The sequence below is a fragment of the Corynebacterium sp. NML130628 genome, assembly GCF_001875665.1.
Classification (GTDB): domain Bacteria; phylum Actinomycetota; class Actinomycetes; order Mycobacteriales; family Mycobacteriaceae; genus Corynebacterium.
Map to the genome: position 1 here is coordinate 111,556 of NZ_MLAL01000045.1, position 23,746 is coordinate 135,301.

Sequence of the window (23,746 nt, forward strand, 5' to 3'; positions counted from 1 at the left end):
CCTACATCTTCCTATTCTGTATGCACCCACCGCCATGTAATGATGCGGCCCTCGCTGTCTTCGTCTTGCTCCACGAGCGTGGTGCGATCAATCGTGACCAAGAGGTACTCGTTTGCGATGTGACCTGCAAGATCACCGCCCCATTCGGCCACCACGACGCTGCGGTCCAGCTCCGATTCGAGGTCCAGCGCGTCGAGCTCGCCCAGGGGGTCGCCCGATCCGCCCTCCCCCAACAGGCGGTAAGCATCGACATGAATTAACGACGCCCCCTCCGCCTCCTTCGCGCGGTGCTCCCTGGCGATGGTGAAGGTTGGGCTCGTGACACGTCCCTTGACCTGCATCCCTTCGGCAATACCCTGCGTCAGGGTGGTCTTCCCGGCGCCGAGCGGGCCGTCGAGAATTACCACGTCTCCGGCGCGCAGCGCCTCCCCCAGCTCACGCCCCAACACCTGCGTTTCCTCGCGCGTCTCGCATACACGCCTGCCACCGTACTCCCGCACTGTCCGTCCTTTCGGTGCACACAGCACCTCGTAGTGAATGGTGTTCGCTCGCAGCGCGAACTCGTCCGCGCTCACGCCGCCGACACCGAAAAGTACCGCTTCATCGCCCGGCGCGACGCCAGCTTCGTTTGCCCCCAGCCACACCACGATCTGGTCCATACACACCCGACCCACTTGGGGGTAGCGCGCACCGTTGATGGTGACGTCCATCCGGTCCTGCCAAATGCGCATCACACCGTCCGCGTAGCCGGCGGGCACCACGGCGGTAAACCCGTCCTCGGGCGCAGTCCACGTTCCCGAATAACTCACCGGCTCCCCCGCGCGGATCGGTTTGACCGCGGTCACTGTTGCGACCCAGCTCATCGCAGGTCGCAGCCCGTTATCGGTGCCGTCGATTGCCTCCAGTCCGTACAGACCAATCCCAGGGCGGATCTGTTCAAAGCGCGCGTCGTCCCTCGTCCACGTCGCTGGTGAGTTCGCCACGTGGTTCACCAAGTCTTCCAGACCCGCCTGGTGCGCCTGGTGGAGCGCCTCCCGGAACGTCGCCAACTGCCGGTCCGTGTACGGGTCCGCTGGGTTATCCGCGCACGCAAAATGGCTCATCAGCCCAGCCACGCGGAGCTGACCGGCGCGTTGCGCCTCAGCGGCCATCGCGAACAGCTCCGGCCACTGCTCCTCATCCACACCTGAGCGGTTCATCCCCGTGTCGATCATCAGGTGCACGGTGGGGGCGAAGTGGGCGTCGATAAGCGCGCGCAGGTGCGCAAGGCTCGGCACACCCATCTCGATGCCCTCCACTAGCTCCTCCCCCGGAGCCCACAGCCACGCCATCACGGGTTTCGACGTCAGCTTCGCCACATCGACCGCCTCCGCGATCGTGGCGCAGCCGAACGCATCAGCACCATTCGCGTCCATGACGGGGACGCACTTCGCCGCGCCGTGGTTATACGCATCCGCCTTCACCACACACATCAAGCGCGCGCCACCAGCCTGACGACGCAACTGCCTCGTGTTGTGGGCAATCGCCGCCAGGTCAATGCGAAGTTTCAAAGCGTTCATGGGCATCTATTGAACAACGATCACAACAAATGTGCCACGCCAACGACGCCCAGCAGCACTGATACCGCCCACGTCGCAGTCAGACCAACCGTATCCGGGTGTGAGCGCGCCCACGCGAAACCGCGCCCCGCCAAAGAGTCCGGCTTCGCCCGCACCCAACCGACCAGCAGGGCACACAACGTTGGGAGGGACAACGCGACCGTCGCATAGAGCACCAAAAAGCTGTACTTCGTCGCGGTATCAATCCCCGTCGCAGACAACACCGCAAGCCCGCCGAAGAACGGCACCGACGTCGCCGACTGCACGACCCCCAGCACAAAGCCCGTCAGCACCGTCAACGCATTAGGCGCGCGCAGCGGACGCATCACCCGCTCAACCAGCGCGTGGTTGTCTCCCCCGCGAAGCGCCAGCGCCGCAGTCAGTAAACCAGTAGCGATGAGAAGCCACCCGAAAATAGGGCCTTCGACAAACCTTTGCACAACCGGACCCAGCCCATCGAAGACGAACAGCATCACCGCTGCAAGACTCGCGACCCCAAGCCAATCGCCCGCAATGAGCAGCGCCGTGATCTTCGCGTACTGCCGCTGCGCCTGGGAGGCAACCACCCCGACTGCCACGATGACCCCGATCAACAGCACGTTGATGGAATCAATGAACGCAAAGGACAACGCTGCAAGCATGTACCGCTCCTTCCGCGTGGCTTCATCGGGCTCTGTATCTGCCCTATCTCGATCTGGCCCCTAACCCTAAACCACGAAAACGCAGAAGCGCTATTTCCGTACTGCAGAATTCAAGTAGGGTAGGTTGCGTGTCTGCGAATTTGAAGAAGCTAGCTGAACTGTCCAAGCGAGGCCCCCACAAGGTGCTGGAAGGCGACCTCGGTTACACCGGTTTGCCAGGCAAGGTCTATACACCTGCCGAAGGCAAGAACCTTCCCGCCGTCGCCTTTGGCCACGACTGGCGCCAGAGTGTCGACGACTACCACGCAACGCTGCGCCACCTGGCCAGTTGGGGGATTGCTGTCGCCGCCCCGGATACTGAAAAAGGGTGGCGGCCCGACCACGCTGGCTTCGCTGCAGATTTAGAGACAGCCCTGCAGATCCTGACCGGTGTGCGCCTGGGCAACGGCAAAATTAGCATCCACCCACAGCGTCTTGGTGTTGTCGGCCACGGCATGGGCGGCGGCGCAGCCGTACTCACCGCAGTAGACAATCCGAAGGTGCAGGCAGTCGCCGCTATTTATCCGGCGAACGTGGCACCCTCCGCAGTAGAGGCGGCTCGCCGCGCGCTTCGCCCAGGCCTCATCATCGGGCCCGGCGAAGACGGCGACTCGCTGTTTGACCCGGGTAACCCCGCCAAGCTTGCATACAACTGGGCTGGCGAGGTGGCCTACCGCAGCATCAAGAAAGGCGAGCAGCAAAGCTTCTCGGAGGACACACTGACCAAACGTCTGCTCGGCCTGGGCAAATCAAGCGCCTCGCTGCAGACCACGGTGCGTGGCCTGCTCACCGGGTTCCTCCTCCACCAGCTCGCTGGCGAGAAGAAGTACGCTGCCTACTCCTCCCCGGATGCCACGGGGAAGAACGTGACGTCCTACACCGGTGAAGACCTCGCCGAACTGGCGGGGCTTACCAAGGACGACAGCCTCTTCTCATTCTTCTAGCACCCCGGGCTGGTCGGCGCGCCTCGCATCCGCTGGGGCGCTGGCGGATTCTGGACGCGCCTCGGTACGGATCGAAGCAATACCGCCTTGGACCGGCCGGCGAATCGGGAACAGCCGCTCACCGCCCTGCGGGATGACCACCGGTTGGCGCTTATAGCCCAGCGCGGCAGCACGTCGCTGTTCGGTCAGCATCATCTCCATTTGGCGATGGTGCTCCGCAATCATCTTTTCAAAGTTCTCCATCCGCATTGCGGTTCGTTGCCGATACTGCGCTGCAAACCTTGAAAAATCCATTTACCATTCCCCCAATTTCTTGACGCCCCAAGCATCAGTCGAGCGGGTGTCCTCTGACTGCTGCTCAGTGTGTTGTTCTGATGACGCCTCCGCTGCGGCCGGTGCCGTCATCGCTTGCTTTTCTGCCGGTACTGGTGGCTGCTCCACCTGACCAAGTTGTTCTGGCGGCACGAACACCCCGTTCGCATCCACCTTCGGAGCAGGCGCAGGCTCGGGCACAGGCGCCGGCTCAGGTGCAGGCTCAGGTGCCGGAGCGGGTTCGGCGACATCACACGCCGCCCCTACGGTCTCCGTCGCACACTGCCATGCCGCATCGATGTTTGCGGCGAACACGTTGATGCTCTCGATGACCACGGCCGCACCCGTTTGCGCGAACGTTCCCGTAAAGCACTGCGCCTGGCTCGGCGCAAACGCTGCTGCTACATCGCGAGTCATGGCCTCGATTGGTGCGTTGACGTGCACGTCAACATCGAAGTTAAACGCTACGTTCAGTCCTGCCGCGCCTGCCAGTGCTGCTGATGCGGACTGCGTACCAGCGTTCCCCAAGGAGATGAGACGCTCGCACGGCTGAGGCGGCGTCGGCGGTGCGGGTGCTGGTTCCGGCGCGGCGGGTGGCGCGGAGACACCCGCGCCGGCAGTCGCAGCACTCGCCGCCGCGGCCGACGCTGCAGCGGCCGCAGTACCAACCGGCTTCCCTCCTGGCGGCAGGCTACAAGGCTGCTGTGCTTCTTCCACGCAGACCGCAATTGCGTCGAGGCACTCCGAAACTGCCACGTTGCATTCCTTCGCCGTCTGGCTCGCCTGCCGCATCGCCTCCACCACGACCTGTACCAAAGGCCGGATCAGGGTTGCGATCCCCAGCTTCGCCAACATCTCTAGGTGGGAATGCGCCAGGATGACGAACTGTTCCACGGCCAGATTCGATGTCTTCTTCACGTCGTCGATCGTGCAGCAGCACGACGTGATGGAGCTGCCTAATTCGTTGAGGCGAGCAAAATGGCGTTTCTCTGTATCTGCAGAGCACCGCTCCCGCGGCCCCACGCCGATCTGCTCAAACCACTCACGGCTACCCGGTGTGTCCCGGCACGGCGACTTCAACGAGAATCTGTAGCCCACGGCATCACAATTGAACGCGCTCAGCGAAGCACCAACTTGGCGGAACCCGCCCAAGTCCTGGCAGCGCGTCGCTTGCAGTTCCCGAATGACTTCCCTCGCCAGCGCTTGCAGCTCGTCGCGCTCGGGCCCTTCCAGCCCTGGGGCCGCCGCAACGGACTGCGAGAACCGCTGCACCCCCTGCTCTACAACATCGCTGGTTACCATGCGGACCCCGCCCTCGAGATGCCGTCGGTGGCGTCTTCATCAGCGCCCTGGACTTCCTGGGCAAGGCTGCGGATCCCCTCCCACTGCTGCGCTCTCTCCTCCAGCAGCCGGAGCGAGTCCGCATAAACTTCTTGTACCGCCGTAGTGATGCGTTGGCCTTGCTCAGCAAAACCGTCACCGAAATCGTCAGCACCCAGGTCGGGCTGCTGGCGGGCGAAGTCCGTGGCGGTGTCTTCGTAGGCGGAGATGGCGTCGGCAAAATACGACCGCACCGCGTCGACGTCAAGGTTGACGCCACTGTTGATTACAGTGTCCAAGATTTCCCCCAAATTCCACGTCGACCAATAGTCGACAGCTCTAACAGGTTCTCCTAGTTAGACTCCCCCAACGGCCCCGCGGTTCCCCGCGAGGCCAAAATTTCTTACCAACGGACTCTACACTGCCGCGACGACAGCCGCGAGGCGACCCGCCACCTTTCTCGCCTGCTCTTCCTCGGCAGCCTCCACCATCACGCGGAACAGCTCCTCCGTGCCCGAAGGACGCAGCAGGACGCGACCCGAGTGCCCAAGTTCCTCTTCAGCCTCAGCGATCGCATCAAGCACTTCCTGCGAATTCATGATCTTCGACTTCTCCGACACCGGAACGTTGATGAGCACCTGCGGAAGCACCTGCATCACCTGCGCGAGCTCCTTGAGGCTCTTGCCCGTTTCTGCCATCTGCTCCATTAGCAGCAGCGCGGACAGCGTGCCATCGCCGGTGGTCGCGTGCTCCGGCACCACGATGTGGCCGGACTGCTCGCCGCCAAGGGAGAAGTCCCCACGGTTGAGCTCCTCAAGAACGTAACGGTCACCCACCGCGGTCTGCTTCAGCGCAATGCCTTCGCGTTCCATCGCGAGCGTCAGGCCGAGGTTACTCATCACGGTGGCAACGAGCGTGTTGTCGCGCAGGTTATTCTCCGCCTTCATACCACAGGCAAGGATGGCCATAATCTGGTCGCCGTCAACGATGTTGCCCTCGGCGTCAACGGCGAGGCAGCGGTCCGCGTCGCCGTCGTGGGCGACCCCAAGGTCCGCGCCGTACTCGACGACGGCCGCCTGGACCTTGTCCATGTGCGTGGAACCGGAGCCGTCGTTAATGTTAAACGCGTTCGGCTCGTTGTAGATGGCGACGACCTCTGCGCCGGCAGCCTCATATGCTTTCGGGGCAACCTCAGACGCAGCACCGTTCGCGCAGTCCACGACCACCTTGATGCCCTTCAGGCTGGTGCCCATCGACTCTTTTAAGTGCGCCAGGTAACGGTCCTGGGCGTCAGGGGCCTCCTCGATCACGCGGCCGATGCGGGTGCCGGTTGGGCCACCGTCTTCCAACGTGTCGAGGGCGCGCTCGATTTCGTCCTCCACCTCGTCAGGCAACTTGCGGCCACCAGCAGAGAAGAACTTGATGCCGTTGTCAGGCATAGGGTTGTGGGACGCGGAAATCATCACGCCGATATCCGCACCGTAGTCATCAGTGAGAAATGCCAAGCCCGGGGTGGGGATCACTCCGACGCGCAGGACATCCACACCTTTCGACGCCATGCCCGCAGCCATCGCAGCAGCCAGCATCTCACCGGACACGCGCGGGTCGCGGCCAATCAGCGCCGTAGGGCGACGCTTTGAAGCCCCGCGATCCTTCGTCAGTACGGTCGCGGCGGCCGCACCAAGCTTCAGCGCCAGCGACGCCGTCAAACGCTCATTCGCGAGACCACGGACACCATCAGTTCCAAACAATCGAGTCATGCTGTTTATTATGCACTACCGACTGCTATACAAAAACAACAACCGCCCACCCGGCGAGTGCCAGGGGGCGGTTGGTGATACAACCAGCGTAGTGATTAACGCTTGGAGTACTGCGGTGCACGACGGGCCTTGTGCAGACCAGCCTTCTTACGCTCGACCGCACGAGCGTCACGGGTAAGCAGACCAGCCTTCTTCAGGGTTGGGCGCTCAGCCGGGTTGTAGATGTTCAGCGCACGAGCAATCGCCAGACGCAGCGCACCGGACTGACCGGTTGGGCCGCCGCCCTTGACGTTTGCCTTGATGTCGAACTGGCCCTCGCGCTCAAGCAGGGTCAGCGGCAGCAGGATGTCCTGCTGGTGCAGCTTGTTCGGGAAGTAGTCCTCGAACTCGCGGCCGTTGACCGTGATCTTGCCTTCGCCCTCAACGACGGTCACGCGAGCAATAGCGCGCTTACGACGACCAACAGTCTGGATTGGGCCCTCGTGCAGCGGTGCAACCTCAACGGCGTCCTGGGTCTCCTCGACCTCTGGAGCAATAGCGTCACCGATGGTGTAGTTGAACTCTTCCGTCGCCGCGGTTGCCGCGTCGATGTCGGTCTCAGCTGCGATGTTGTTCTGATCAGCCATTACTGTGCCACCTGCTTAAACTCGTAGGTTTCCGGCTTCTGAGCCTCGTATGGGTGCTCGGAGCCGACGAAGACGTGAAGCTTCTTGATGGACTCGCGGGAAAGCTTGTTGTGCGGCATCATGCCCTTGACAGCTTCCTCGATAACGCGGTCCGGGCGCTCGTCGAGCGCACGACCAAGCGTCATAGTCGTCAAACCACCCGGGTAGCCGGAGTGGCGGTAGCGCATCTCGCGATCGCGCTTGTTCGAGGAGATGTGGACCTTCTCGGCGTTGATCACGATGATGTGATCGCCGGTGTCAACGTTCGGTGCGAACTGTGGCTTGTGCTTGCCGCGCAGGATATCCGCTGCAGTCGACGCAAGCTTGCCCAAGACCACGTCCGTGGCGTCGATGACGTACCACTTACGGGTAATGTCACCGCTCTTTGGGTGGTAAGTAGACATGCATGACTCCTTCAAGTCTGTCTAGTTGGCTGCCGGCCATAACGTATAAAACTGTGCGCTGTATCCTGCTCAGACGGCGGCCGGTGGAGACCCGACAAGCAGCACGGCACACAAGCTGCAAACTTTACAGCACAAAGCACGGAACAGCAAGACGCTCCCCCTGGCGCCTTGCTGTTCAGCGGCTGCTATGTGTTGTTACCCCCAGCTGTTTGCCGCGGCGTTGTTCACTGCCAGCATGGTCGAGTTGCCGTCTTCCACGGTGCTCGCGATCTGGTTCAGGATGGTGTTGAGGTCCTCAGCGGCCTGGTCCCACTTCGCCTGGTGGGCCTGGTAGGCGGATGCTGCGGTACCTTCCCAGGTCTGCGCCATCGGCTGGATGATCTGCTTCAGCTCGTTGAGCTGGCTGGTGATACGCGTGGCAGACGAGCGCATGTCTTCAGCTGCGTTAGCGATCTGGGCGAAGTCGTACTTGATTTGCATGATGGATATGTCCCCTTACGTTTCGGAAGATGGTCGTTGCGTCGGATTAGAGCGCCAAGCCTGCTGAGCCAGACAGCGAGCGGAAATTGTCGGTGTTCGTCGCGTCGGTGCTCTCGTAGTTCTTGGCGTTGTCGCGGATGTTGTTCGCGATGTCACGCAGGGCCTCAGAGAGGCGACGCTGCGCGTCGTCGTAGCGGACCATCAAGTCATCGAAGCTGCGCTGCGCGTTGCCCACCCAGTAGCTGCGCGTGGACTCCGCGACCTGCTGCACGCGATCGATCTCTCGGTTGACGTTTGCGTTGGTGTCATCTGCCCGGTCGGCAGTTGCGCGCATGACGTCGGCTTCTGTTCTGAACTGTTCCATGTTCAATCCCCCTACTAGGTACTGTGTCTTGGTTGTAACGACAGCGTTCCAAGCTGTTCATATAGTTGGACGCACGTAACTGCGTTTCGGTTCCCTCGATGTTGAAGAAACTTTTCTTCCCGCCCTCCCACCACGTGTAAGCTGCGCGTTCGCCTCATCCCTCCCCCGTCGGCGGCGTGAACTCCGCGGTGTCGAAGGCCATCTGGCACGTCGCTTGCTGTACTCGGCTGGGTGTCTGCCGCGTTTGGCACGCCACGAAGAGTTGGCAGGAGTCGTGCGCCCAGGTGCGCCACAGCGTCTCGGCGCCACCTGGGGCAGTCTCGCGGTAGGTCACGGCGTGCAGATTGTGCTCCACAAGTGTGAGCTCAGGGTCACGCTCGATACCGCTGAGCAACTGGGATACGAACTGCTCGGGCGGCAGCGTGTAACGGTTCTCGGCCGAGATCAGCACGCGCATGTCAGGGTCAGCGCCAGTGGCCATCCACCCTTGCTCGTGCTGCGCGAGCTGAAACCCGGGCGGCAGCTCAATCGCCAGGCCGTCCTGCGCAAGCCGCACGGCGGTCGGCTCGCTCGCCGCAGAAGGAGCAGGACTTGTCGACGCCCGCGACGCCGTCGGCTGACTGTGCAGCACGGTCGCAGTAGCCGACGTCGCCCCTGTCGGCAGCGCCGTGGTGGGCGAAGAGGGCGTCGATAAGAAGCGAAAGAGCACAAAGCCGCAGATAGCTGCCACAACGACCACAGCGGCGCCGAGGGTGATGAACGGCCACCATGCGCGGCGCGGCGCAAGGTCTTCGGCGGTGATGGCGGGGTGCTCCTCGGTCGGCGGGTCGACCTCAACCTCGAGGCGCTCAGCGGCGATGGTGACGTCGTAGCCGCTCATGGCCTGCTCGAACTGGTCAAGGTCCTCGGGGTTGGCGGCGATCTGAATCACGGCGCCGCCCGGGTCGGGCCCGAACAGACCACGCACGTACTGCGCGACTTCCCGCGGGCTGGGCCCATCGAAGCGGTGCACGTTGGCGGCGCCGGTGAACACGGTGTTCGTGGGCGTCATCGTGATGCGAAGATCGGGTTTCATAGTGTGGCTCCTTCGGAGTAGGGTGCGGCGACTTGGACCAAACCACGGGCCTCACCCGATTGGACGAGCAGGCCTCGGCCGGGTGGTTGCGGGGCTGGGCGCACCCCAAAGAGCGCACCTTCGTCCCTGGTGCCGTCGAGGATGACGACGTCCGGCAGCAGGTCTTTCAACGAAGACAAGAAACTGCCGAACATGGCACGCGATACGCCGCCGAACTTTCGGGCAGCCACCACGTGCAGACCAATATCGCGGGCGTGCGGGAACAAAGTGGCCAGCTCACGCAAGGTGTCCTCCGGAACCAACTCGAGATCATCGACAACGAGGTAGAGCTCCGGACCCTCCCACCAAGAACGCTGCGCGAGCTGCTGCGGGGTCACATCCGCGCCGGGCAGCCTGCCGCGCAGCGTGGTGGTCAGCGCACTGACTGCCTCATCGACGGCGCTGGTAGAGGCGGCGTAGGCCGCCACCATGTCCGGGTTCGCCCGGCCCAGGTGTGTGCGGCGCACGTCCAGAATCACCATGCGGGCCTGCTCACGTCCCATGGCCTCAATCGCGGTGATGGCCGAGGCAATCGCGGTGGACTTACCAGCAGCGCTCGCACCGATGACGAGCATGTGGCCAGACTCGCTCCACAACGGCGCAAGACGTGGCCCGCCAACACCGAGCGGCAGACGTTGGCCTCCCGGCGTGAGCAACTCCGCCACCTCCACGTGGCTTGGCAACACCCGCAGGCGCGGCACCGGCGGCTGGGACTGCGTCGCAGTGCGCACATGTGCCACGTCCTGCGCGGAAGTATGCGCAACCAGCATGAACGACCCTTCCTCAGTGATGCCACGACCGGGAAGCGCCGGCAGCTTCGCCTGCACCTTTCTATCGATGACCGAATCCATCGGCTCGGTAAGGTGCAGCTCAATCCTGGTGCCGATCACGTCGCGCACGTTCGCGCGGATCGCGTTCCAGCGCTGCGTAGTCACTACCAAGTGGATGCCGACGGCCGGCCCCTCCGCAGCGAGGCGCGTCAGCGGCTCGCGCAGGTCCTCCGTCTTCGCATCCGGCGCGAGCAACGTGTGCCAGCCGTCCACGATCAGCACGGTGTGGCGGTTTGTGCGCCGCTGCTGGTCGTCGAGCACCTCCACTAGCTCGTCGACGACGCGGCGCACCCGCTCCTCATCCGTGCGCTGTGCGACACCCGCCACATGCGGTAGCTCTGCAAGATCGCTGAAGTTGCCGGAGCCGGCGTCGATAATGTAAAAGCACAGCTCGTCGGTGGTGTGTCGCAACGCGAGCGACGCCACCATCGTGCGCACCGCCATCGACTTCCCCGTCTGAGGCCCGCCCGCGAGCGCCACGTGGCCACCCGCCACCGACAAGTCCAGCACGAGCGGAACCTGACGCTGCTTGATTGGCTCGTCAATCACCCCGATGATCGCCTGCAGCTTCGGCATCGACTCACTACCGCCGTAGACCTGCGAAAGCTCAATCTGTGCTGGCAGCGGCGGCAACCACACCTGGTGCGCCCGCATGCCCAGGACGTCCGCGACCTCCCTCGACTTTTCGACGACCGCCTCCAGCAACGTCGTCGTCGCATCAGTATCGACGCCCACATGTTCCTCCGCGTCCTCCACCGGCGGCGGCTCCCACCCGTGGAACAGGCGAACCGCCGCGGCCGCCTCCCGCCTGGTAACGCCGCGGGCGCGTTCCAAGGGGCCCGACACATACGCTGCACGGAAGCGCTGCAGCTCACCGGAACCCGTGGACAAGAAACCCGCCCCTGGTTCGCTGGGTAGCTCGTAGGCGTCCGGCACGCCGAGCACCTGCCGCGACTCGGCCGCTGAGAAGGTCTTGAGACCGATACGGTAGGAAAGGTGCGAGTCCAGCCCGCGCAGCTTGCCCTCCTCCAAGCGCTGGGAGGCGAGCAGCAGGTGCACGCCCAACGAGCGGCCAAGTCGGCCGACGGCCACGAACAGGTCAGCGAAGTGCGGGTGTTGGCTGAGCAACTCAGAAAACTCGTCCAAGATGATGACCAGCGCCGGAAGCGGTGCAAGGTCTTCGCCCGCGAGCCGGGCCGCGGTGTAGTCGGTGATGTTGGCGAAATTACCGGCCTTGCGCAGCAGCTCTTGACGCCGGTTCATCTCACCAGAGATGGCGTCGTACATGCGCTCAACCAGGATGGACTCGTCCTCCAGGTTAGTAATCACCGCCGAAGTGTGTGGCAGGGACTCGCAACCGAGGAACGTCGCGCCGCCCTTGAAGTCGACGAGCACGAGGTTGAGCTCCTCCGGCGAATGCGTGGCGGCGAGCGCCACCACGAGCGTCCTGAGCAATTCCGATTTGCCGGAGCCCGTCGCGCCGATGCACAGCCCGTGCGGGCCCATCCCGCCCTGGGCGGACTCCTTCAGGTCCAGGTAGAGGGCCTGGCCCTGGGCAGTCGACCCGATCGGGACCATGAGGCGTTGGCGGGTGCCTTCGCGCCCGGTCCACATGGTGTGCTCGTCCAGCTCGGCGATGTCGTTGATGCCAAGCATCGGGAGCAGCTTGCCACCGTGGGAGGCGCTTTCGGCGCTGAGCAGCTCCGGGCGACGGTAGAACGCCAGCTGGCGCGCGATCAGCTTCGCCTCCGCAGCGCCAATCTTGTCAGGCCTGCCCAGAAACTCCAGGCCCATCCCGGTCAGCGCGTGGAGCTCCTCGTCGCAGACAAGGTGGAACGCCTCCTCGTCCACCAGCCAGTCCGGGTCCGGGTGGATGACCAGCACGCACACGTTCTCGCTGCTGGTGGCGCTGGTGCTGAAGGAGATCACGGAGGGGTGCGTGGTGGCGTCGAGAAGAATGAGCTGGAATTGTGCTGCCTCCGGCGTTGCGGAGTGTGGCAGCCATTTCACCCACGCGAACTCTGCTGGCGCCTGGGCGAAGTCGATGCCGACGAGTTCCGGGCCGTGGAAGAACGCCAGCTGCGCGACAATCGAGCGCGCCACCTCCGCCGCACGCGGCCCCACCAGCGTGATCACTGGAAACGCGTTGAGCGCCACCACGATCGGCATCTCTTGGACTGTGTTGACCGCGGCGACCGTCCTGCGCAGGCTCACCGCGCACACCGGGTCGAGATCTTCGGGCGAGCCTGGGTCGTCAACCTCGATCGGGGTGTGCAGCGCGACCGCCCCGACGCCGATCCGCACCTGCAGCGCGTATGGGGAGGCAGCGTGCTGCTCCCAGACGCGCTCTGCAGGCACCGCAGTGAGCAGGGCGTTTGGTGCCGGGTGGAGGTATTCGGCGTGCTCGCGTTGGATTTCGGCGTTGCTGCGCGCCCGGTGAGCGAGGGCGTCCAGGTGCCGCAGGTAGACCCGGCGCGTCTCGTCGATGTCGCCTTGGCGTTCCTGTGGCGAAAACATGGTGACCATGCCGAAGAGCATCATGACCGGGAAGATGAGCATCATTGGGCTCACGGTGCGCCCGGACATCACCATCAGTGCCATCACCGCCCCGATGGCAACCACCATGACTACCGGCAGCAACACTTTCAGCAGCGGCATCGGCTGGTCCTTGTGTGCTTGCGGTACTGCTTCGGCGCGTAGTTGGCCGGTCCGCAGTGGTGGCGGCGGCGCGAGTGTGTGCGCCGTCGATGGTGTCACGACTGGTTCGTGGTCAAGACCTAGCATGCTTTCCCCCTCATGCGTTCCCCGGTTGCACATTCCCCCTCGCGCAACTTCTGCATGCATTCTAGGCGATGGTGCGCTACATTGTTCAAGTTAAGCGCCAAGTCGCGCATTTGTATGTTTTCCGGGGGGATTCATCGTGGCAGTTTCTGCAACGCATCACATCGTGCACGTCACCATTCGTATCGACGTCGCTTCGCTTCACCGCGATATCGACCTCAGCTTGCCGACGTCCTCGTCGCTCCAGGAACTGATACCCGAGATCGCGCGCTTTGTGGAGCTGCCGCAGCTGCACCGCCCGTGGGAGTTCACCAACGTGGCCGGTATCCCGCTCGATGGGCATGCGCCGCTATACCAGCTCAAGATGAGAAACGGTGCGACTGTGGTGATGCGCCCTCAGGAGCAGCCGACGCCTCCCGTGATCCGTGACGCAGCCCATTCGCTGAGCGCGGCCGCGGCCTCTGCTCGCGACGTGCGTGGGCTGCACATTGGTGCGACGGTGCTGGGCCTGCTGTGTATTGCGGCGGTGGCCGGCACGGTCGGCGGCTGGGCGTTCGGCGCGGGCCTGGCGGCTGCGACGGCGCTGGTGCTATCGCTCGCGGCGCGAAGCAGCGCGGTTTACGTGGCGTTTCTCGGCGCCGCCATGTTTGGGGTCGGCACTTGGGTAGCGGGTCCTCCTGCGAGCTGGGATGCAACGAGCGATACCGCGATCGGGATGCTCGCGGCGGCAATCACTGCCGTGGCCTGCGTGGTCGTAGGAGTGATGCTCAGGCTGTGCGGCCCAGCCGTTGCAACGTTCGCGGTGGTGTGCGCGCTGCAGCTGGCCGCAGCTTCGCTCGGCGCTTGGCTGCCGCAGCACCACGCGGGGGCGGCGGTGGTCGTACTGCTCGGGCTGCTGTTGGTCATGCTCACCCCGCACATCGCGACGGCCGCAGCGGGACTCAAGGTGCCGCGCATCCCCACCGCCGGCGAGGATTTTGACCGCTCGGATGTGTACCAGAGTGACGTCGATACGCGCAGCCAGACTGCGCTGACGGTGGCAGCAGCGATCGCGTGCGCCGTGACCACCTGCTGCCTGCCGGCGCTCTACGGCATCGCCACGATGGACGCCGCGCTGGGCTGGCGCGTGGCGCTCGCCGGTTGTGTGGCAGGTGCGCTGCTCATCCACGCGGTGCGCCACCACTACCCCACCCCTCGCATCGCGCTGACAGCGCTGGCGCTCGGCGGGCTCGGTGCCGTGGTGCTCGCCACCGTTGTCGAGCCCAGCCCTCACCCCGCATTTCTCGTTGCCGCGGGGGCCGTCGCTGTTGCGTGCGCCACCGCCGTCATCTGGTCCCGCCACGTGCCCGACCTCGAGCCCACCACGGTGGTGTGGTTCGAGCGCGCCGAGGCCGCCGCTCTCATCGCCGTCATTCCGCTCGCGGTGCACCTGACAGGGCTCTTCGACCTCATCAGGGGACTGTAAAATTATGCCCCCTCTTGCTTCTCGACGCCTCTTCGCTACCCTCTGCGTCCCGCTCGCCGTTGGTGCGGCCCTGCCCATCGTGGCTCCGGCTCCGACTGTGAAGGCCCAGGACTACGCCTGCGCCCGCCCCGCCCACCTCCAACCAGACCGTGCCACACAGCCGGAACCAGACCCCTCCATCCTCGCCGCGCGCCGCCACGCAAGCGGGCGCGGCGTACGCGTCGCCGTCATCGACACGGGCATCGCACGACACCCGCAGCTGCCGCCTGTCACGCCCGGCCGGGACTTCGTCACACCCGACGACCCCGCCCCATTTCTCGACTGCGACAGCCACGGCACCGTCGTCGCCGGCATCATCGCCGGACGCGACCTCGGCATCGCACCCGCAGCGCACCTGATCTCCATTCGGCAGACCTCCGCGCATTACCGTGAAGAACACGCTTCTGGGTCCCTCGCCACGCTCAGCCAAGCCATCCACAACGCCCTCGACGAACACGCACGCGTCATCAACATCTCCGTCGTCTCCTGCATGCCGCCCTACCTCGCAGCAAGTCTCGACACCAGAGAACTCGACGCCGCACTCCACCGCGCCGAAACCTCCGGCGCCGTCATCGTCGCCGCCGCCGGAAACGCCACCAACGAATGCGCCGACGGCTTCACCGTCTTCCCCGCCCACATGCCCACCGTCCTCGCCATCGGCGCTCGCGACGACGCCCACACCGTCGCCGACTACTCCATCCCATCCCCCAAGCCCCCGCTGTCCGCCCGCGGCACCACGCCCATCGTCCTCGCTTCCGACGGCGCAGGGTTTGCCACCGGCGTCGCCGGCGAGCTACAGCCCGACGGCACACCAACCATCCAACCCTACGTAGGCACCAGCTTCGCCGCTCCCATCGTCAGCGGCGCCATCGCCCTCCTCCTCGAGCGCTACCCGCACCTCTCACCGAAACAAGTCCGCGACATCGTCTACGCCGCAGCCGAACCACACGGCGGGGCGCTGCGCCCAGAAGACATCGTCACCCAACTACCACCCACACCACCCCGCACGGCGACCGTCACCGCCATCGACGCACCACTGCCCACCACCTCACCTGCAGCCCGGCGCGCCGGGCTGGCACTCGGCGGGCTCTTGGCGCTCATCGCGCTGACAATCGTGGCACGCTCCCTGCGCGGGGACCGGAAACCCTAGGACGTCACTGGCCGCAGCGCGACAGCCCGCTCGAGCGGAGCACCTGCTGGAAGCAGCGACACGATCTGCCACGGTGCGCTCTCTATATGGCGCACACCGATGAGGTCCAGCGTGGCCTGCCCTGCCACCTCATGGCGAGTGCCCTCCGGGGAGACCACGAGTAGCCCCTGGCCGGTATCCACGCCGACGGCACCCTCGCGCAGTCCAGCAAAGTGGGTCGCGGTGCCGGTTCCCGCCAAGGCGATTGCGCCCTCCAGCGCGTCGCCCGAGGCCTTCGGCCAGGTGGCAGCGCCTCGTTCACCGTTCACGCATACTGTGTCCTGCGCTGGCTGCACCCAGCGCGGTGCCTCGTGGGGGATGCGTAGGTCGAGTGGTGGCTGCGCGTCCGGGTAATGCGCGATGTCTGCGCGGTTGACGCTGCGGGAGGCAGCGCCGGCGTCGAGAAGCACTTGTGCCACAGTGTCCGAAACTTGTTGCACACCGCCGTGCTCGGTGAGCACCCAGGCACCTTCCGGCGTGCGCAGTACTTCCGGAAGGCGCACCGGCAGCGCAAACGCAGAGCCCTCGCGCAGGGCGCCGAGCACCGCGGTCGGCGGCGACCAACGGGGCGTCGTGGAGTCGATGCCTAGTGCGCGGCGCATGATGCGCCCCTCCGGAGTCGTGGATGGCGGCAACTGCCTACGGCCGTGCGCGTCGACGACCCACTCCCGGTGATCCGCCACCGCCAGCACCGCCGTGCCCTGCGACAATGGCACCGACGCCTGACCCGCGACCACCACCACCTTGTCCTCGGCGTGGCACGCTGACCAGGCGTGCTCCTCCGTAGCTTCCGGCGCGAACATGCCTGGCGCCGCCACGATGCCGACGGGCAGCCCGCGCGGCACCGTCGCCAGGTAGTCCCCGCCGGCGCGGGCAGGCTCAGCGGCTTCCCCCGCAATGAGGCGCGCCGACGTCAGGTTCGTCACCGGGTGCAGGGCGCCGTCGACGCGCACGTAGAGGCCACCGTCGGTAGCGCGCACGATGGGGGCTTCGCCGGGGTGCGGGTTCGGGCTCATCCAGGCGAACAGCCCCATCACCGCGGCGATCAGCACGACGCCGACCGCCCCAAAGATCCCGGCGCGCCGTCGCGCCGCCAGCGGGTCGTGAATCATCCTGATGTCACCGTAGATGAGGCCGTGCTCCACACGGCGCTGCATAAACCTGTGTCCCGACACCTGCGGGCGCGTGGTTGGCAACAAGCGTTGCTGCATATGTTCCCCCGATGTTGTATCCCCCGATAACTAATAACGCTGACTTACACTACCAAAGCTGTAGCGGTTCCGAACCGTGCTTGACGGCATCAGCCTGCATCTTCGCAAGCTCGGCGCGCGTGAATGCGTCGTTGACGGCGAAGATCGCTGTGTCGCCCTTCATATACACCGGGGTCAGCGCGCTATTGGCCATACCGTTGTTCAAATTCACGTACGGCAGCTGCTGCGCCCAGAATACCGGCGGCGATGCGATATAGAACTTGATGTTCAGCCGTTCAACGGCCCGGTCCACTGCGTTCTTCGCCGTCGCGTCGCCGAGCACACCGCGCCCGAGCATCTCTACGTCAAACAAGGCGGTTGCAGTGTCCTCGCCGCGTGATCTCGCTGGCCACTGGTAGTGCCGGGAGAGCGTCGGCACGCCGGTGTAGGCATACAGCCACGAATGCCCGTCCGCGGGCTCACCGTAGGTAACGCCTTCCCACGCCGCAGGCTGCGTCGCGAGCCAGTCGAACGCCGCCACGTCATCGTTATTCACCATCCGACCACTAATACGCGGTGCAGTGTAGATATCCTCCGCGGCCTGCGCTGCGCTCGCGTGCACAGCCGTCGAGGTACTCGCAGCAACCACGATCGCCACAAGCACCGCCCCAATTGTCGACGCCCCCTTCGCAACCACCGTGCCCGCACGCGCAGCGACCGGCGCTAGTGTCAGCATGCGGATCATCACGGCCAATCCAATTGCGGCCGACGCGATCACACACATCACCACCGGCAGCACCAGGCGGTGCGCCGTGTTGTAATGCAGCCCCGCAATGAGCGACGGCACCACGTCCAGCACCGGCGGAAGCGGCGCAGCCGCCTGCACCACCGTGGTGAGTGAAAGGGCATAGAACACCACCGGCCACACCTGACCACGCCACACCACGAGCGCCACCGCCCCCACAAGCGCGAGCCACAGCATCACCGTCGGGTTGTAGTTCGGGAAGTATTCAGTGACGTGGCGCGTATCCATCGTGATAGCGAGCGCCCACGGGTTTTGCACTGTGCCGTCCTCCGGGGTGGACCACCCCGCAACCTCCTGCGCCTGCTCCGAACCCGCAAACACCTGTGGCAGGAACAGCACCGCAGCAGCAAGCGCCGGGGCCGCCAACCACACCGTGTCGACGAGGCGGGAACGGACGGGGCGAAGCAGCGTCGACAAGCACCAGGCGAAGACCACTGCGAGCGCAATCGTCGTCACTGGCGACGGGTGCACCGCCACCACCCCAAAGAACCCGAGCGCCGCCGCGAAGGCCGCGTTGTGGCGCCGCGGGACCTCCAGGAACTGCCAAATCACAATGCCCGTCAGCGCGACCGCCATCATGTACGGCCACATGCCAACGTAATCCGACACCCACATCAGCTGCGGCGCCCCGTACACAAGAAGCGGCGCACACCCCGCCGCGATCTGGGCCGTCAGCCCCCGCGAGCGCAGAAACCCAAACACTAAACACGCCACGGACAGACACGCCGCCACCGAGGGCACCATCGTCTGCGCCACGTTCAACGCGGGAATCGGCGCCATCCCAGCAGTCTCTGCAAAGAGCGCCACCCCCGCGTGGTAGCCCGAAGGGTACAACAGCGAGCTGTGCGTCTCCTGGTACAACAGCTCCCCCATCCGAGTCGGCGACGCTATCCTCTCATCCATGATGAAGCGCACAGTGTTGGCGTGCCACTGGGAATCCCAGCCTTGCACAATGTTGGCCAACCCCAGCGGTGTCTCCGCAAGCCAGCGCAAGCGATCACGAATCAGCATCGACGAACCCGCAACCACACCAAGCAGCGGCAACACCCACACCGGGTCAGCCACGCTGCCTTCACGCCGCTGCTGCGGGCTTCCCGGCAGCAGCGCCCGCCTCCACGACAGCTCCCCGGCGCCGGTCCAGCGATCGCGGGCGCGCCGTGCGAACGCGTAGCGCCAGCCAGCGGCGCACAGCACCGCAAAGATCACGCTCACCGAGAACGTCCACGGCGAAAACTTCGCCGACGTCAACCCCCACGACCACGCGCTGAGCCCAATGATGCCGAAGCTCACGGGTATCGACGCCACCACCGACGCCGGCACCCGCATACCGGAAACAACGTTGACCACGAATCCGGGCAGCACAAACACAAGTACGGCTGCAATAAACATCCCGGCAGTGACCACGCGTACTCCTTCGCGACCTGAAACGTTACAACTGGTGAAATCTTATCGCTTTGGGCAATCAGAGCGAACGTCGATCACGCGTAGTGGCAGCGCGGGCAGCCCACTCCTGCTCAGGGGGGTACACAACATGGTCGAAGGTCAATCCCTTCGCGGGCGCGAGAGGCACCTCGGCACGCCGCTCTGTAGCGTCCAGCAGCCCTGTCGCCCACACCAGGTCACGCTTGCCCTGCCCGACCGTCAGACACGTCGCAGTCAGCGCGCGCACCATGTTCCAGCAGAACGCGTCGGCACTGATGTGCGCCTCGTACAGCTGCGGCTCCGCATCAGTGGAGGCGTCCACCCAACGGAAGCTGTGCACGTCACGGATCGTCGTCGCGTGCGGGCGCGGCTTACAGAACGCCGCAAAATCATGCAGCCCGAGCAGCACGTCCGCGGTCTGCTGCATCAGGTCCACATCAACTGGCCTGGCCCACACTGCGGTGTCACGCGTACGAGTCGGCAGCGCCCCAGCAGGGCTGGTAGTCACGCGGTAAATATAGTGGCGCGCCAAGGCGGAGAAGCGAGCGTCAAAGTCAGGGGAAACCTCGCGTACAGCGTGGACCCGGATATCCTCAGGCAGCAGCTTCGCCAGGCGCCGCACCAAACGCGCCGGGTCACCGTCCAGCGAACGCTGCTGCAACGACACCGGGTCTATATCCGCGTGGGCAACCTGACCGCGAGCGTGCACCCCCGCATCAGTGCGGCCGGCGACCGTCAGCGAAACAGGGTGGCGTAACACGAGTTCGAGCGCATCCTCCACGGTCCCCTGAACGGTTCGCAGGTTGTCTTTCTGCCGGGCCCAGCCGTGGAAGTCGGTGCCGTCGTAGGCGATGTCGAAACGCAGACGCATCGTGTTCATTCGTATCAGGCTAGCAAACAGCGTGCGTGCCGCTGGAATGAGAAAACCCCACGCCACCGTGCAGGTGGGACGCGGGGTTTCGCGTGAGCAAGCCGGAACAGCTCACTCAGGGGGGAGGGTTAGTCCTCCTTGGCAGCCTTCGCCTCGGCTGGCTCCAGAACCAGGGAAACCTGGGTCATTGGAGCGTTGTCGCCGGAGCGAGGTGCAACCTTGATCAGGCGGGTGTAGCCACCGTCACGGTTCTCGAACTTCGGTGCAAGCTCGTTGAACAGGTATGCAACGATCTGCTTGTTCGGAAGCTTCGCAGCGACAGCGCGGCGTTCCTGCAGGGAACCACCTTTCGCCTTGGTGATCAGCTTCTCTGCGTATGGGCGAAGTGCTTTCGCCTTTGCATCGGTCGTCGTGATGGCGCCGTGCTCGAACAGGGACTGCGCCAGGTTAGACAGAATGTGCTTCTGGTGGGCGGCGGACCCTCCGAGACGGGCACCCTTCTTCGGGGTAGGCATTTTCGTACTCCTCGTATGGGGTTGTGAGCGCGTGCTCTTGGTTTACTCGGTTTCTTCCGCGGTGTCGTCGATGTAGTCACCAGTCTCGGCGTCGTAGCCTTCGATCTGGGTCGGGTCGAAATCTTCCGGAGCGTCCTTCAGCGTCAGGCTCATGGAGGCGAGCTTGATCTTGACCTCGTTGATGGACTTCTCGCCAAAGTTGCGGATATCCATCAGGTCGGTCTCAGAGCATTCAGCCAGCTGGCCGACGGTGTTGATACCCTCACGCTTCAAGCAGTTGTAGGACCGGACGGAGAAGTTGAGATCCTCAATCGGCAGGTTGTAGGCCGCGATGTACTCCGTCTCCTGTGGGGACGGGCCAATTTCGATGCCTTCTGCTGCCGTATTCAGCTCACGTGCCAGGCCGAACAGCTCCACCAGGGTGGAACCAGCCGACGCCAGGGCGTCGCGAGCGGACATGGAGTTCTTCGTCTCCACATCGATGATCAGCTTGTCGAAGTCGGTGCGCTGCTCGACACGGGTTGCCTCAACCTTGTAGGCAACACGGGTCACTGGGGAGTAGATCTGGTCGACCGGAATACGGCCGGCTTCCCCACCAGAGTTCGGCATCGCTGGGACGTAGCCACGGCCACGCTCCACGACAAGCTCCATCTCAAGGCGTGCCTGCTCATTGAGCGAAGCAATGTGGAGATCCGGGTTGTGGATCTCAACATCAGCTGGCGTCTCAATGTCGCCAGCGGTAACGACGCCCGGACCTTCAACGGACAGGTACATCACGACTGGCTCGTCGGACTCCGACGACAGCACGATGTCCTTGATGTTGAGGATGATCTCGGAAACGTTTTCCTTCACACCGTTGATGGTGGTGAACTCGTGGAGCACACCATCAATCTTGATCGAGGTAACCGCTGCGCCCGGGATGGACGACAGCAGCGTACGACGCAGGGAGTTACCCAGCGTGTAACCAAAACCTGGCTCGAGTGGCTCGATGACGAACTTCGAGCGGTTGGTATCGATATACTCCTCGGTCAGCTGTGGACGCTGTGAGATGAGCATGAACTTCTCCTTTTCCGGCTACCACTATATGAAGCCGCGAGAATATGGACTTTCGGAAAGAATTCGCACCACTTGTCGACATCGACGCAGTGCGGGGTGAAGTAAGCGGGCTTACTTCGAGTAGAGCTCGACGATGAGCTGCTCCTGCAGCGGCACCTCGATCTGAGCGCGCTCCGGCAACTGGTGCACGAGAATGCGCAGGGTATCCGGAACGACCTGGAGCCATGCCGGAACAACAGCGTCCAACAGGTTGTCCTGGGCCTCTTCGAACCAGAGCATCTTGCGGGACTTGTCACGAACATCGATGATGTCGTACTGCGTGACCTTGTAAGAAGGAACGTCGATACGCTTGCCGTTCACGGTGAAGTGACCGTGGGACACAAGCTGACGTGCCTGGCGGCGCGTGCGCGCCAGACCTGCACGGTACACAACGTTGTCCAGACGGGACTCAAGCAGGATCAGCAGGTTGTCGCCGGTCTTACCTGGGAGGCGGTTGGCCTCCTCGTAGTAGCGACGGAACTGCTTCTCCATCACTCCGTAGGTGAAGCGAGCCTTCTGCTTCTCCTGGAGCTGGAGCAGGTACTCAGATTCCTTGATGCGAGCGCGGCCAGCCTGCCCCGGAGGGTATGGGCGACGCTCGAAGGACATGTCACCGCCGACGAGATCGACGCGGAGGCGACGGGACTTACGGGTAGCAGGGCCGGTATAACGAGCCATGATGTATTACCTCTTTTCCTTTCTGCCTTAAACGCGACGACGCTTCGCCGGACGGCAGCCGTTGAACGGCTGTGGGGTCACGTCAGAGATCGAGGACACCTCCAGGCCAGCAGCCTGGAGCGAACGGATTGCGGTCTCACGGCCGGAGCCTGGACCCTTGACGAAAACGTCAACCTTCTTCATACCGTGGTCCATCGCCTTGCGAGCAGCGTTCTCAGCTGCCATCTGAGCAGCGAACGGCGTGGACTTGCGGGACCCCTTGAAGCCAACGTGGCCGGAGGAAGCCCAGGAGATCACAGCACCGGTCTGATCGGTGATCGAGACGATGGTGTTGTTGAAGGTCGACTTGATGTATGCGTGGCCAGCTGCCACGTTCTTCTTTACGATGCGACGGCCACCACGGCGCGCACCGGAACGAGTCTTAGGAGGCATGGATTACTTCTTCTTTCCTGCGATGGTCTTCTTCGGGCCCTTACGAGTACGAGCGTTCGTCTTGGTGCGCTGCCCACGAACAGGCAGGCCACGACGGTGACGAAGGCCCTGGTAGGAGCCGATTTCAATCTTGCGGCGAATGTCTGCCTGCACCTCACGACGCAGGTCGCCCTCTACGGTGTAGGAGGACTCGATTGCGTCACGCAGTGCGGACAGCTGATCGTCGCTCAGGTTGTCCGTACGCAGGTCTGGAGAAATGCCCGTCTTCTCGAGCAGCTCCTTGGCGCGGGTAGCGCCGATGCCATAAATGTAAGTAAGTGCGATCTCCATGCGCTTATTGCGCGGAAGATCAACACCAGCTAGACGTGCCATGTGGAACGTACCTTTCGGGTTGTTACGGCGGTTTTCTCCCTATCCGCCCACGCCAACCGACTCTTTATCCGGACCGTACCGGAGGATGGGTCGTGATACACGTGGCTTTGGCCACCGTAGCCAAAGGTAAGCGACGCGCAGCATCGCCACGCGTCTGGGTAAGGAGGCTTCAAACGAAATTACTTGTAGCGGTACGTAATACGCCCACGGTCCAGGTCGTATGGAGACAGCTCCACGATGACCCGGTCTTCCGGAAGGATGCGGATGTAGTGCTGGCGCATCTTGCCACTGATGTGGGCAAGAACCTCATGTCCGTTGTCGAGCTCGACACGGAACATAGCATTCTTCAAAGGTTCGACAATGCGACCCTCTACCTCAATGGCGCCTTCTTTTGCCATACACTCCACTTCCTATAGCCCAC

The 23,746-nt window shown here is 63.9% G+C and carries 23 protein-coding genes and 1 pseudogene; 3 read left to right on the forward strand and 21 right to left on the reverse strand.

The features are described from left to right. Positions 1-11: 11 nt before the first annotated feature. Both alr and BJP07_RS10250 read right to left on the reverse strand, forming a co-directional pair. Positions 12-1,559, reverse strand: a complete 1,548-nt coding sequence (alr, locus tag BJP07_RS10245) for an alanine racemase (protein WP_083584207.1) — start codon at positions 1,557-1,559, stop codon at positions 12-14. Positions 1,560-1,579: 20 nt separating this feature from the next. Then, complete coding sequence (locus BJP07_RS10250; RefSeq protein ID WP_071567359.1) at positions 1,580-2,239, reverse strand: GAP family protein; 660 nt, start codon at positions 2,237-2,239, stop codon at positions 1,580-1,582. 128 nt (positions 2,240-2,367) lie between these two features. On the opposite strand from BJP07_RS10250, the gene BJP07_RS10255 reads away from it, so the two are divergent. Beyond that, positions 2,368-3,222 carry a dienelactone hydrolase family protein gene (locus BJP07_RS10255; protein ID WP_071567360.1) on the forward strand — a complete coding sequence of 285 codons (855 nt, stop codon included), beginning with the start codon at positions 2,368-2,370 and terminating at the stop codon, positions 3,220-3,222. Here BJP07_RS10255 and BJP07_RS11095 read toward each other — a convergent pair. From BJP07_RS11095 to eccCa, 10 genes are all read right to left on the reverse strand, one after another. After that, complete coding sequence (locus BJP07_RS11095; RefSeq protein WP_071567361.1) at positions 3,211-3,516, reverse strand: hypothetical protein; 306 nt, start codon at positions 3,514-3,516, stop codon at positions 3,211-3,213. The two genes, BJP07_RS10255 and BJP07_RS11095, sit on opposite strands and share 12 nt — an antisense overlap. Continuing rightward, the gene (locus BJP07_RS10265; RefSeq protein ID WP_071567362.1) at positions 3,517-4,836 is read right to left on the reverse strand and encodes a hypothetical protein; all 1,320 of its coding nucleotides are present in this window, start codon (positions 4,834-4,836) and stop codon (positions 3,517-3,519) included. It lies immediately after the preceding gene. Continuing rightward, on the reverse strand, positions 4,830-5,153 hold the full coding sequence (locus BJP07_RS10270; RefSeq protein WP_143111777.1) for a hypothetical protein: 324 nt from the start codon (positions 5,151-5,153) through the stop codon (positions 4,830-4,832). Before BJP07_RS10270 ends, BJP07_RS10265 begins: the two co-directional genes overlap by 7 nt. Before the next feature lie 117 nt (positions 5,154-5,270). Then, positions 5,271-6,614: a phosphoglucosamine mutase gene (glmM, locus tag BJP07_RS10275; protein ID WP_071567364.1), complete on the reverse strand. Its 1,344-nt coding sequence runs from the start codon at positions 6,612-6,614 to the stop codon at positions 5,271-5,273. A gap of 95 nt (positions 6,615-6,709) precedes the next feature. Then, positions 6,710-7,240, reverse strand: coding sequence for a 30S ribosomal protein S9 (gene rpsI, locus BJP07_RS10280; protein WP_071567365.1), 531 nt, complete (start codon positions 7,238-7,240; stop codon positions 6,710-6,712). Next, the gene (gene rplM, locus BJP07_RS10285; protein WP_071567366.1) at positions 7,240-7,683 is read right to left on the reverse strand and encodes a 50S ribosomal protein L13; all 444 of its coding nucleotides are present in this window, start codon (positions 7,681-7,683) and stop codon (positions 7,240-7,242) included. The genes rpsI and rplM overlap by 1 nt, the downstream gene beginning before the upstream one ends. A gap of 195 nt (positions 7,684-7,878) precedes the next feature. Beyond that, entirely contained in the window at positions 7,879-8,163 is a 285-nt protein-coding gene (locus tag BJP07_RS10290) for a WXG100 family type VII secretion target (protein WP_070477587.1), read from the reverse strand. Positions 8,164-8,209: 46 nt separating this feature from the next. Continuing rightward, positions 8,210-8,527 (reverse strand): WXG100 family type VII secretion target, encoded by a 318-nt coding sequence (locus tag BJP07_RS10295; RefSeq protein WP_071567367.1) that lies wholly within the window; start codon positions 8,525-8,527, stop codon positions 8,210-8,212. Positions 8,528-8,681: 154 nt separating this feature from the next. Then, positions 8,682-9,602, reverse strand: coding sequence for a type VII secretion-associated protein (locus BJP07_RS10300; protein WP_071567368.1), 921 nt, complete (start codon positions 9,600-9,602; stop codon positions 8,682-8,684). Further along, entirely contained in the window at positions 9,599-13,255 is a 3,657-nt protein-coding gene (gene eccCa / locus BJP07_RS10305; RefSeq protein WP_071567369.1) for a type VII secretion protein EccCa, read from the reverse strand. Before eccCa ends, BJP07_RS10300 begins: the two co-directional genes overlap by 4 nt. Before the next feature lie 136 nt (positions 13,256-13,391). Between eccCa and eccD the strand changes: the two genes are divergently transcribed. Together eccD and BJP07_RS10315 are read left to right on the forward strand one after the other, a co-directional pair. Next, the gene (eccD, locus tag BJP07_RS10310) at positions 13,392-14,717 is read left to right on the forward strand and encodes a type VII secretion integral membrane protein EccD (RefSeq protein WP_177222559.1); all 1,326 of its coding nucleotides are present in this window, start codon (positions 13,392-13,394) and stop codon (positions 14,715-14,717) included. A gap of 4 nt (positions 14,718-14,721) precedes the next feature. Continuing rightward, positions 14,722-15,906 (forward strand): S8 family serine peptidase, encoded by a 1,185-nt coding sequence (locus tag BJP07_RS10315; protein WP_071567371.1) that lies wholly within the window; start codon positions 14,722-14,724, stop codon positions 15,904-15,906. Here the strand turns inward: BJP07_RS10315 and eccB are convergent. From eccB to infA, 9 genes and pseudogenes are all read right to left on the reverse strand, one after another. Then, positions 15,903-17,156, reverse strand: a complete 1,254-nt coding sequence (eccB, locus tag BJP07_RS10320; RefSeq protein WP_071567372.1) for a type VII secretion protein EccB — start codon at positions 17,154-17,156, stop codon at positions 15,903-15,905. The two genes, BJP07_RS10315 and eccB, sit on opposite strands and share 4 nt — an antisense overlap. A gap of 49 nt (positions 17,157-17,205) precedes the next feature. After that, positions 17,206-19,344, reverse strand: coding sequence for a DUF6541 family protein (locus BJP07_RS10325; protein WP_255365984.1), 2,139 nt, complete (start codon positions 19,342-19,344; stop codon positions 17,206-17,208). Positions 19,345-19,402: 58 nt separating this feature from the next. Next, positions 19,403-20,242: a tRNA pseudouridine(38-40) synthase TruA gene (gene truA / locus BJP07_RS10330; RefSeq protein ID WP_071567373.1), complete on the reverse strand. Its 840-nt coding sequence runs from the start codon at positions 20,240-20,242 to the stop codon at positions 19,403-19,405. Positions 20,243-20,394: 152 nt separating this feature from the next. Further along, positions 20,395-20,748: pseudogene (gene rplQ, locus BJP07_RS10335) on the reverse strand (50S ribosomal protein L17); the annotation flags it as partial. A gap of 42 nt (positions 20,749-20,790) precedes the next feature. Further along, on the reverse strand, positions 20,791-21,804 hold the full coding sequence (locus BJP07_RS10340) for a DNA-directed RNA polymerase subunit alpha (RefSeq protein WP_071567374.1): 1,014 nt from the start codon (positions 21,802-21,804) through the stop codon (positions 20,791-20,793). 111 nt (positions 21,805-21,915) lie between these two features. Next, a complete protein-coding gene (rpsD, locus tag BJP07_RS10345; protein ID WP_070363063.1) occupies positions 21,916-22,521 on the reverse strand; it encodes a 30S ribosomal protein S4 in 606 nt (201 codons plus the stop codon). Between the two features lie 27 nt (positions 22,522-22,548). After that, positions 22,549-22,953, reverse strand: coding sequence for a 30S ribosomal protein S11 (rpsK, locus tag BJP07_RS10350; RefSeq protein ID WP_070363064.1), 405 nt, complete (start codon positions 22,951-22,953; stop codon positions 22,549-22,551). 3 nt (positions 22,954-22,956) lie between these two features. Continuing rightward, positions 22,957-23,325 (reverse strand): 30S ribosomal protein S13, encoded by a 369-nt coding sequence (gene rpsM / locus BJP07_RS10355; RefSeq protein ID WP_070477572.1) that lies wholly within the window; start codon positions 23,323-23,325, stop codon positions 22,957-22,959. A 179-nt stretch (positions 23,326-23,504) separates the two neighbouring features. Further along, on the reverse strand, positions 23,505-23,723 hold the full coding sequence (infA, locus tag BJP07_RS10360) for a translation initiation factor IF-1 (RefSeq protein ID WP_018017508.1): 219 nt from the start codon (positions 23,721-23,723) through the stop codon (positions 23,505-23,507). Between the last annotated feature and the right edge of the window lie 23 nt (positions 23,724-23,746).

What these genes read in the sequence shown, in the direction of transcription:
- BJP07_RS10290 (WP_070477587.1), bottom strand. Translation starts at nt 8,163, where the DNA reads ATGCAAATCAAGTACGACTTCGCCCAGATCGCTAACGCAGCTGAAGAC.
- alr (WP_083584207.1), bottom strand. Translation starts at nt 1,559, where the DNA reads ATGAACGCTTTGAAACTTCGCATTGACCTGGCGGCGATTGCCCACAAC.
- rplM (WP_071567366.1), bottom strand. Translation starts at nt 7,683, where the DNA reads ATGTCTACTTACCACCCAAAGAGCGGTGACATTACCCGTAAGTGGTAC.
- infA (WP_018017508.1), bottom strand. Translation starts at nt 23,723, where the DNA reads ATGGCAAAAGAAGGCGCCATTGAGGTAGAGGGTCGCATTGTCGAACCT.
- glmM (WP_071567364.1), bottom strand. Translation starts at nt 6,614, where the DNA reads ATGACTCGATTGTTTGGAACTGATGGTGTCCGTGGTCTCGCGAATGAG.
- BJP07_RS10265 (WP_071567362.1), bottom strand. Translation starts at nt 4,836, where the DNA reads ATGGTAACCAGCGATGTTGTAGAGCAGGGGGTGCAGCGGTTCTCGCAG.
- truA (WP_071567373.1), bottom strand. Translation starts at nt 20,242, where the DNA reads ATGAACACGATGCGTCTGCGTTTCGACATCGCCTACGACGGCACCGAC.
- rpsI (WP_071567365.1), bottom strand. Translation starts at nt 7,240, where the DNA reads ATGGCTGATCAGAACAACATCGCAGCTGAGACCGACATCGACGCGGCA.
- BJP07_RS10250 (WP_071567359.1), bottom strand. Translation starts at nt 2,239, where the DNA reads ATGCTTGCAGCGTTGTCCTTTGCGTTCATTGATTCCATCAACGTGCTG.
- BJP07_RS10295 (WP_071567367.1), bottom strand. Translation starts at nt 8,527, where the DNA reads ATGGAACAGTTCAGAACAGAAGCCGACGTCATGCGCGCAACTGCCGAC.
- rpsD (WP_070363063.1), bottom strand. Translation starts at nt 22,521, where the DNA reads ATGGCTCGTTATACCGGCCCTGCTACCCGTAAGTCCCGTCGCCTCCGC.
- eccB (WP_071567372.1), bottom strand. Translation starts at nt 17,156, where the DNA reads ATGCAGCAACGCTTGTTGCCAACCACGCGCCCGCAGGTGTCGGGACAC.
- rpsM (WP_070477572.1), bottom strand. Translation starts at nt 23,325, where the DNA reads ATGGCACGTCTAGCTGGTGTTGATCTTCCGCGCAATAAGCGCATGGAG.
- BJP07_RS11095 (WP_071567361.1), bottom strand. Translation starts at nt 3,516, where the DNA reads ATGGATTTTTCAAGGTTTGCAGCGCAGTATCGGCAACGAACCGCAATG.
- BJP07_RS10315 (WP_071567371.1), top strand. Translation starts at nt 14,722, where the DNA reads ATGCCCCCTCTTGCTTCTCGACGCCTCTTCGCTACCCTCTGCGTCCCG.
- eccCa (WP_071567369.1), bottom strand. Translation starts at nt 13,255, where the DNA reads ATGCTAGGTCTTGACCACGAACCAGTCGTGACACCATCGACGGCGCAC.
- BJP07_RS10340 (WP_071567374.1), bottom strand. Translation starts at nt 21,804, where the DNA reads ATGCTCATCTCACAGCGTCCACAGCTGACCGAGGAGTATATCGATACC.
- BJP07_RS10300 (WP_071567368.1), bottom strand. Translation starts at nt 9,602, where the DNA reads ATGAAACCCGATCTTCGCATCACGATGACGCCCACGAACACCGTGTTC.
- rpsK (WP_070363064.1), bottom strand. Translation starts at nt 22,953, where the DNA reads ATGCCTCCTAAGACTCGTTCCGGTGCGCGCCGTGGTGGCCGTCGCATC.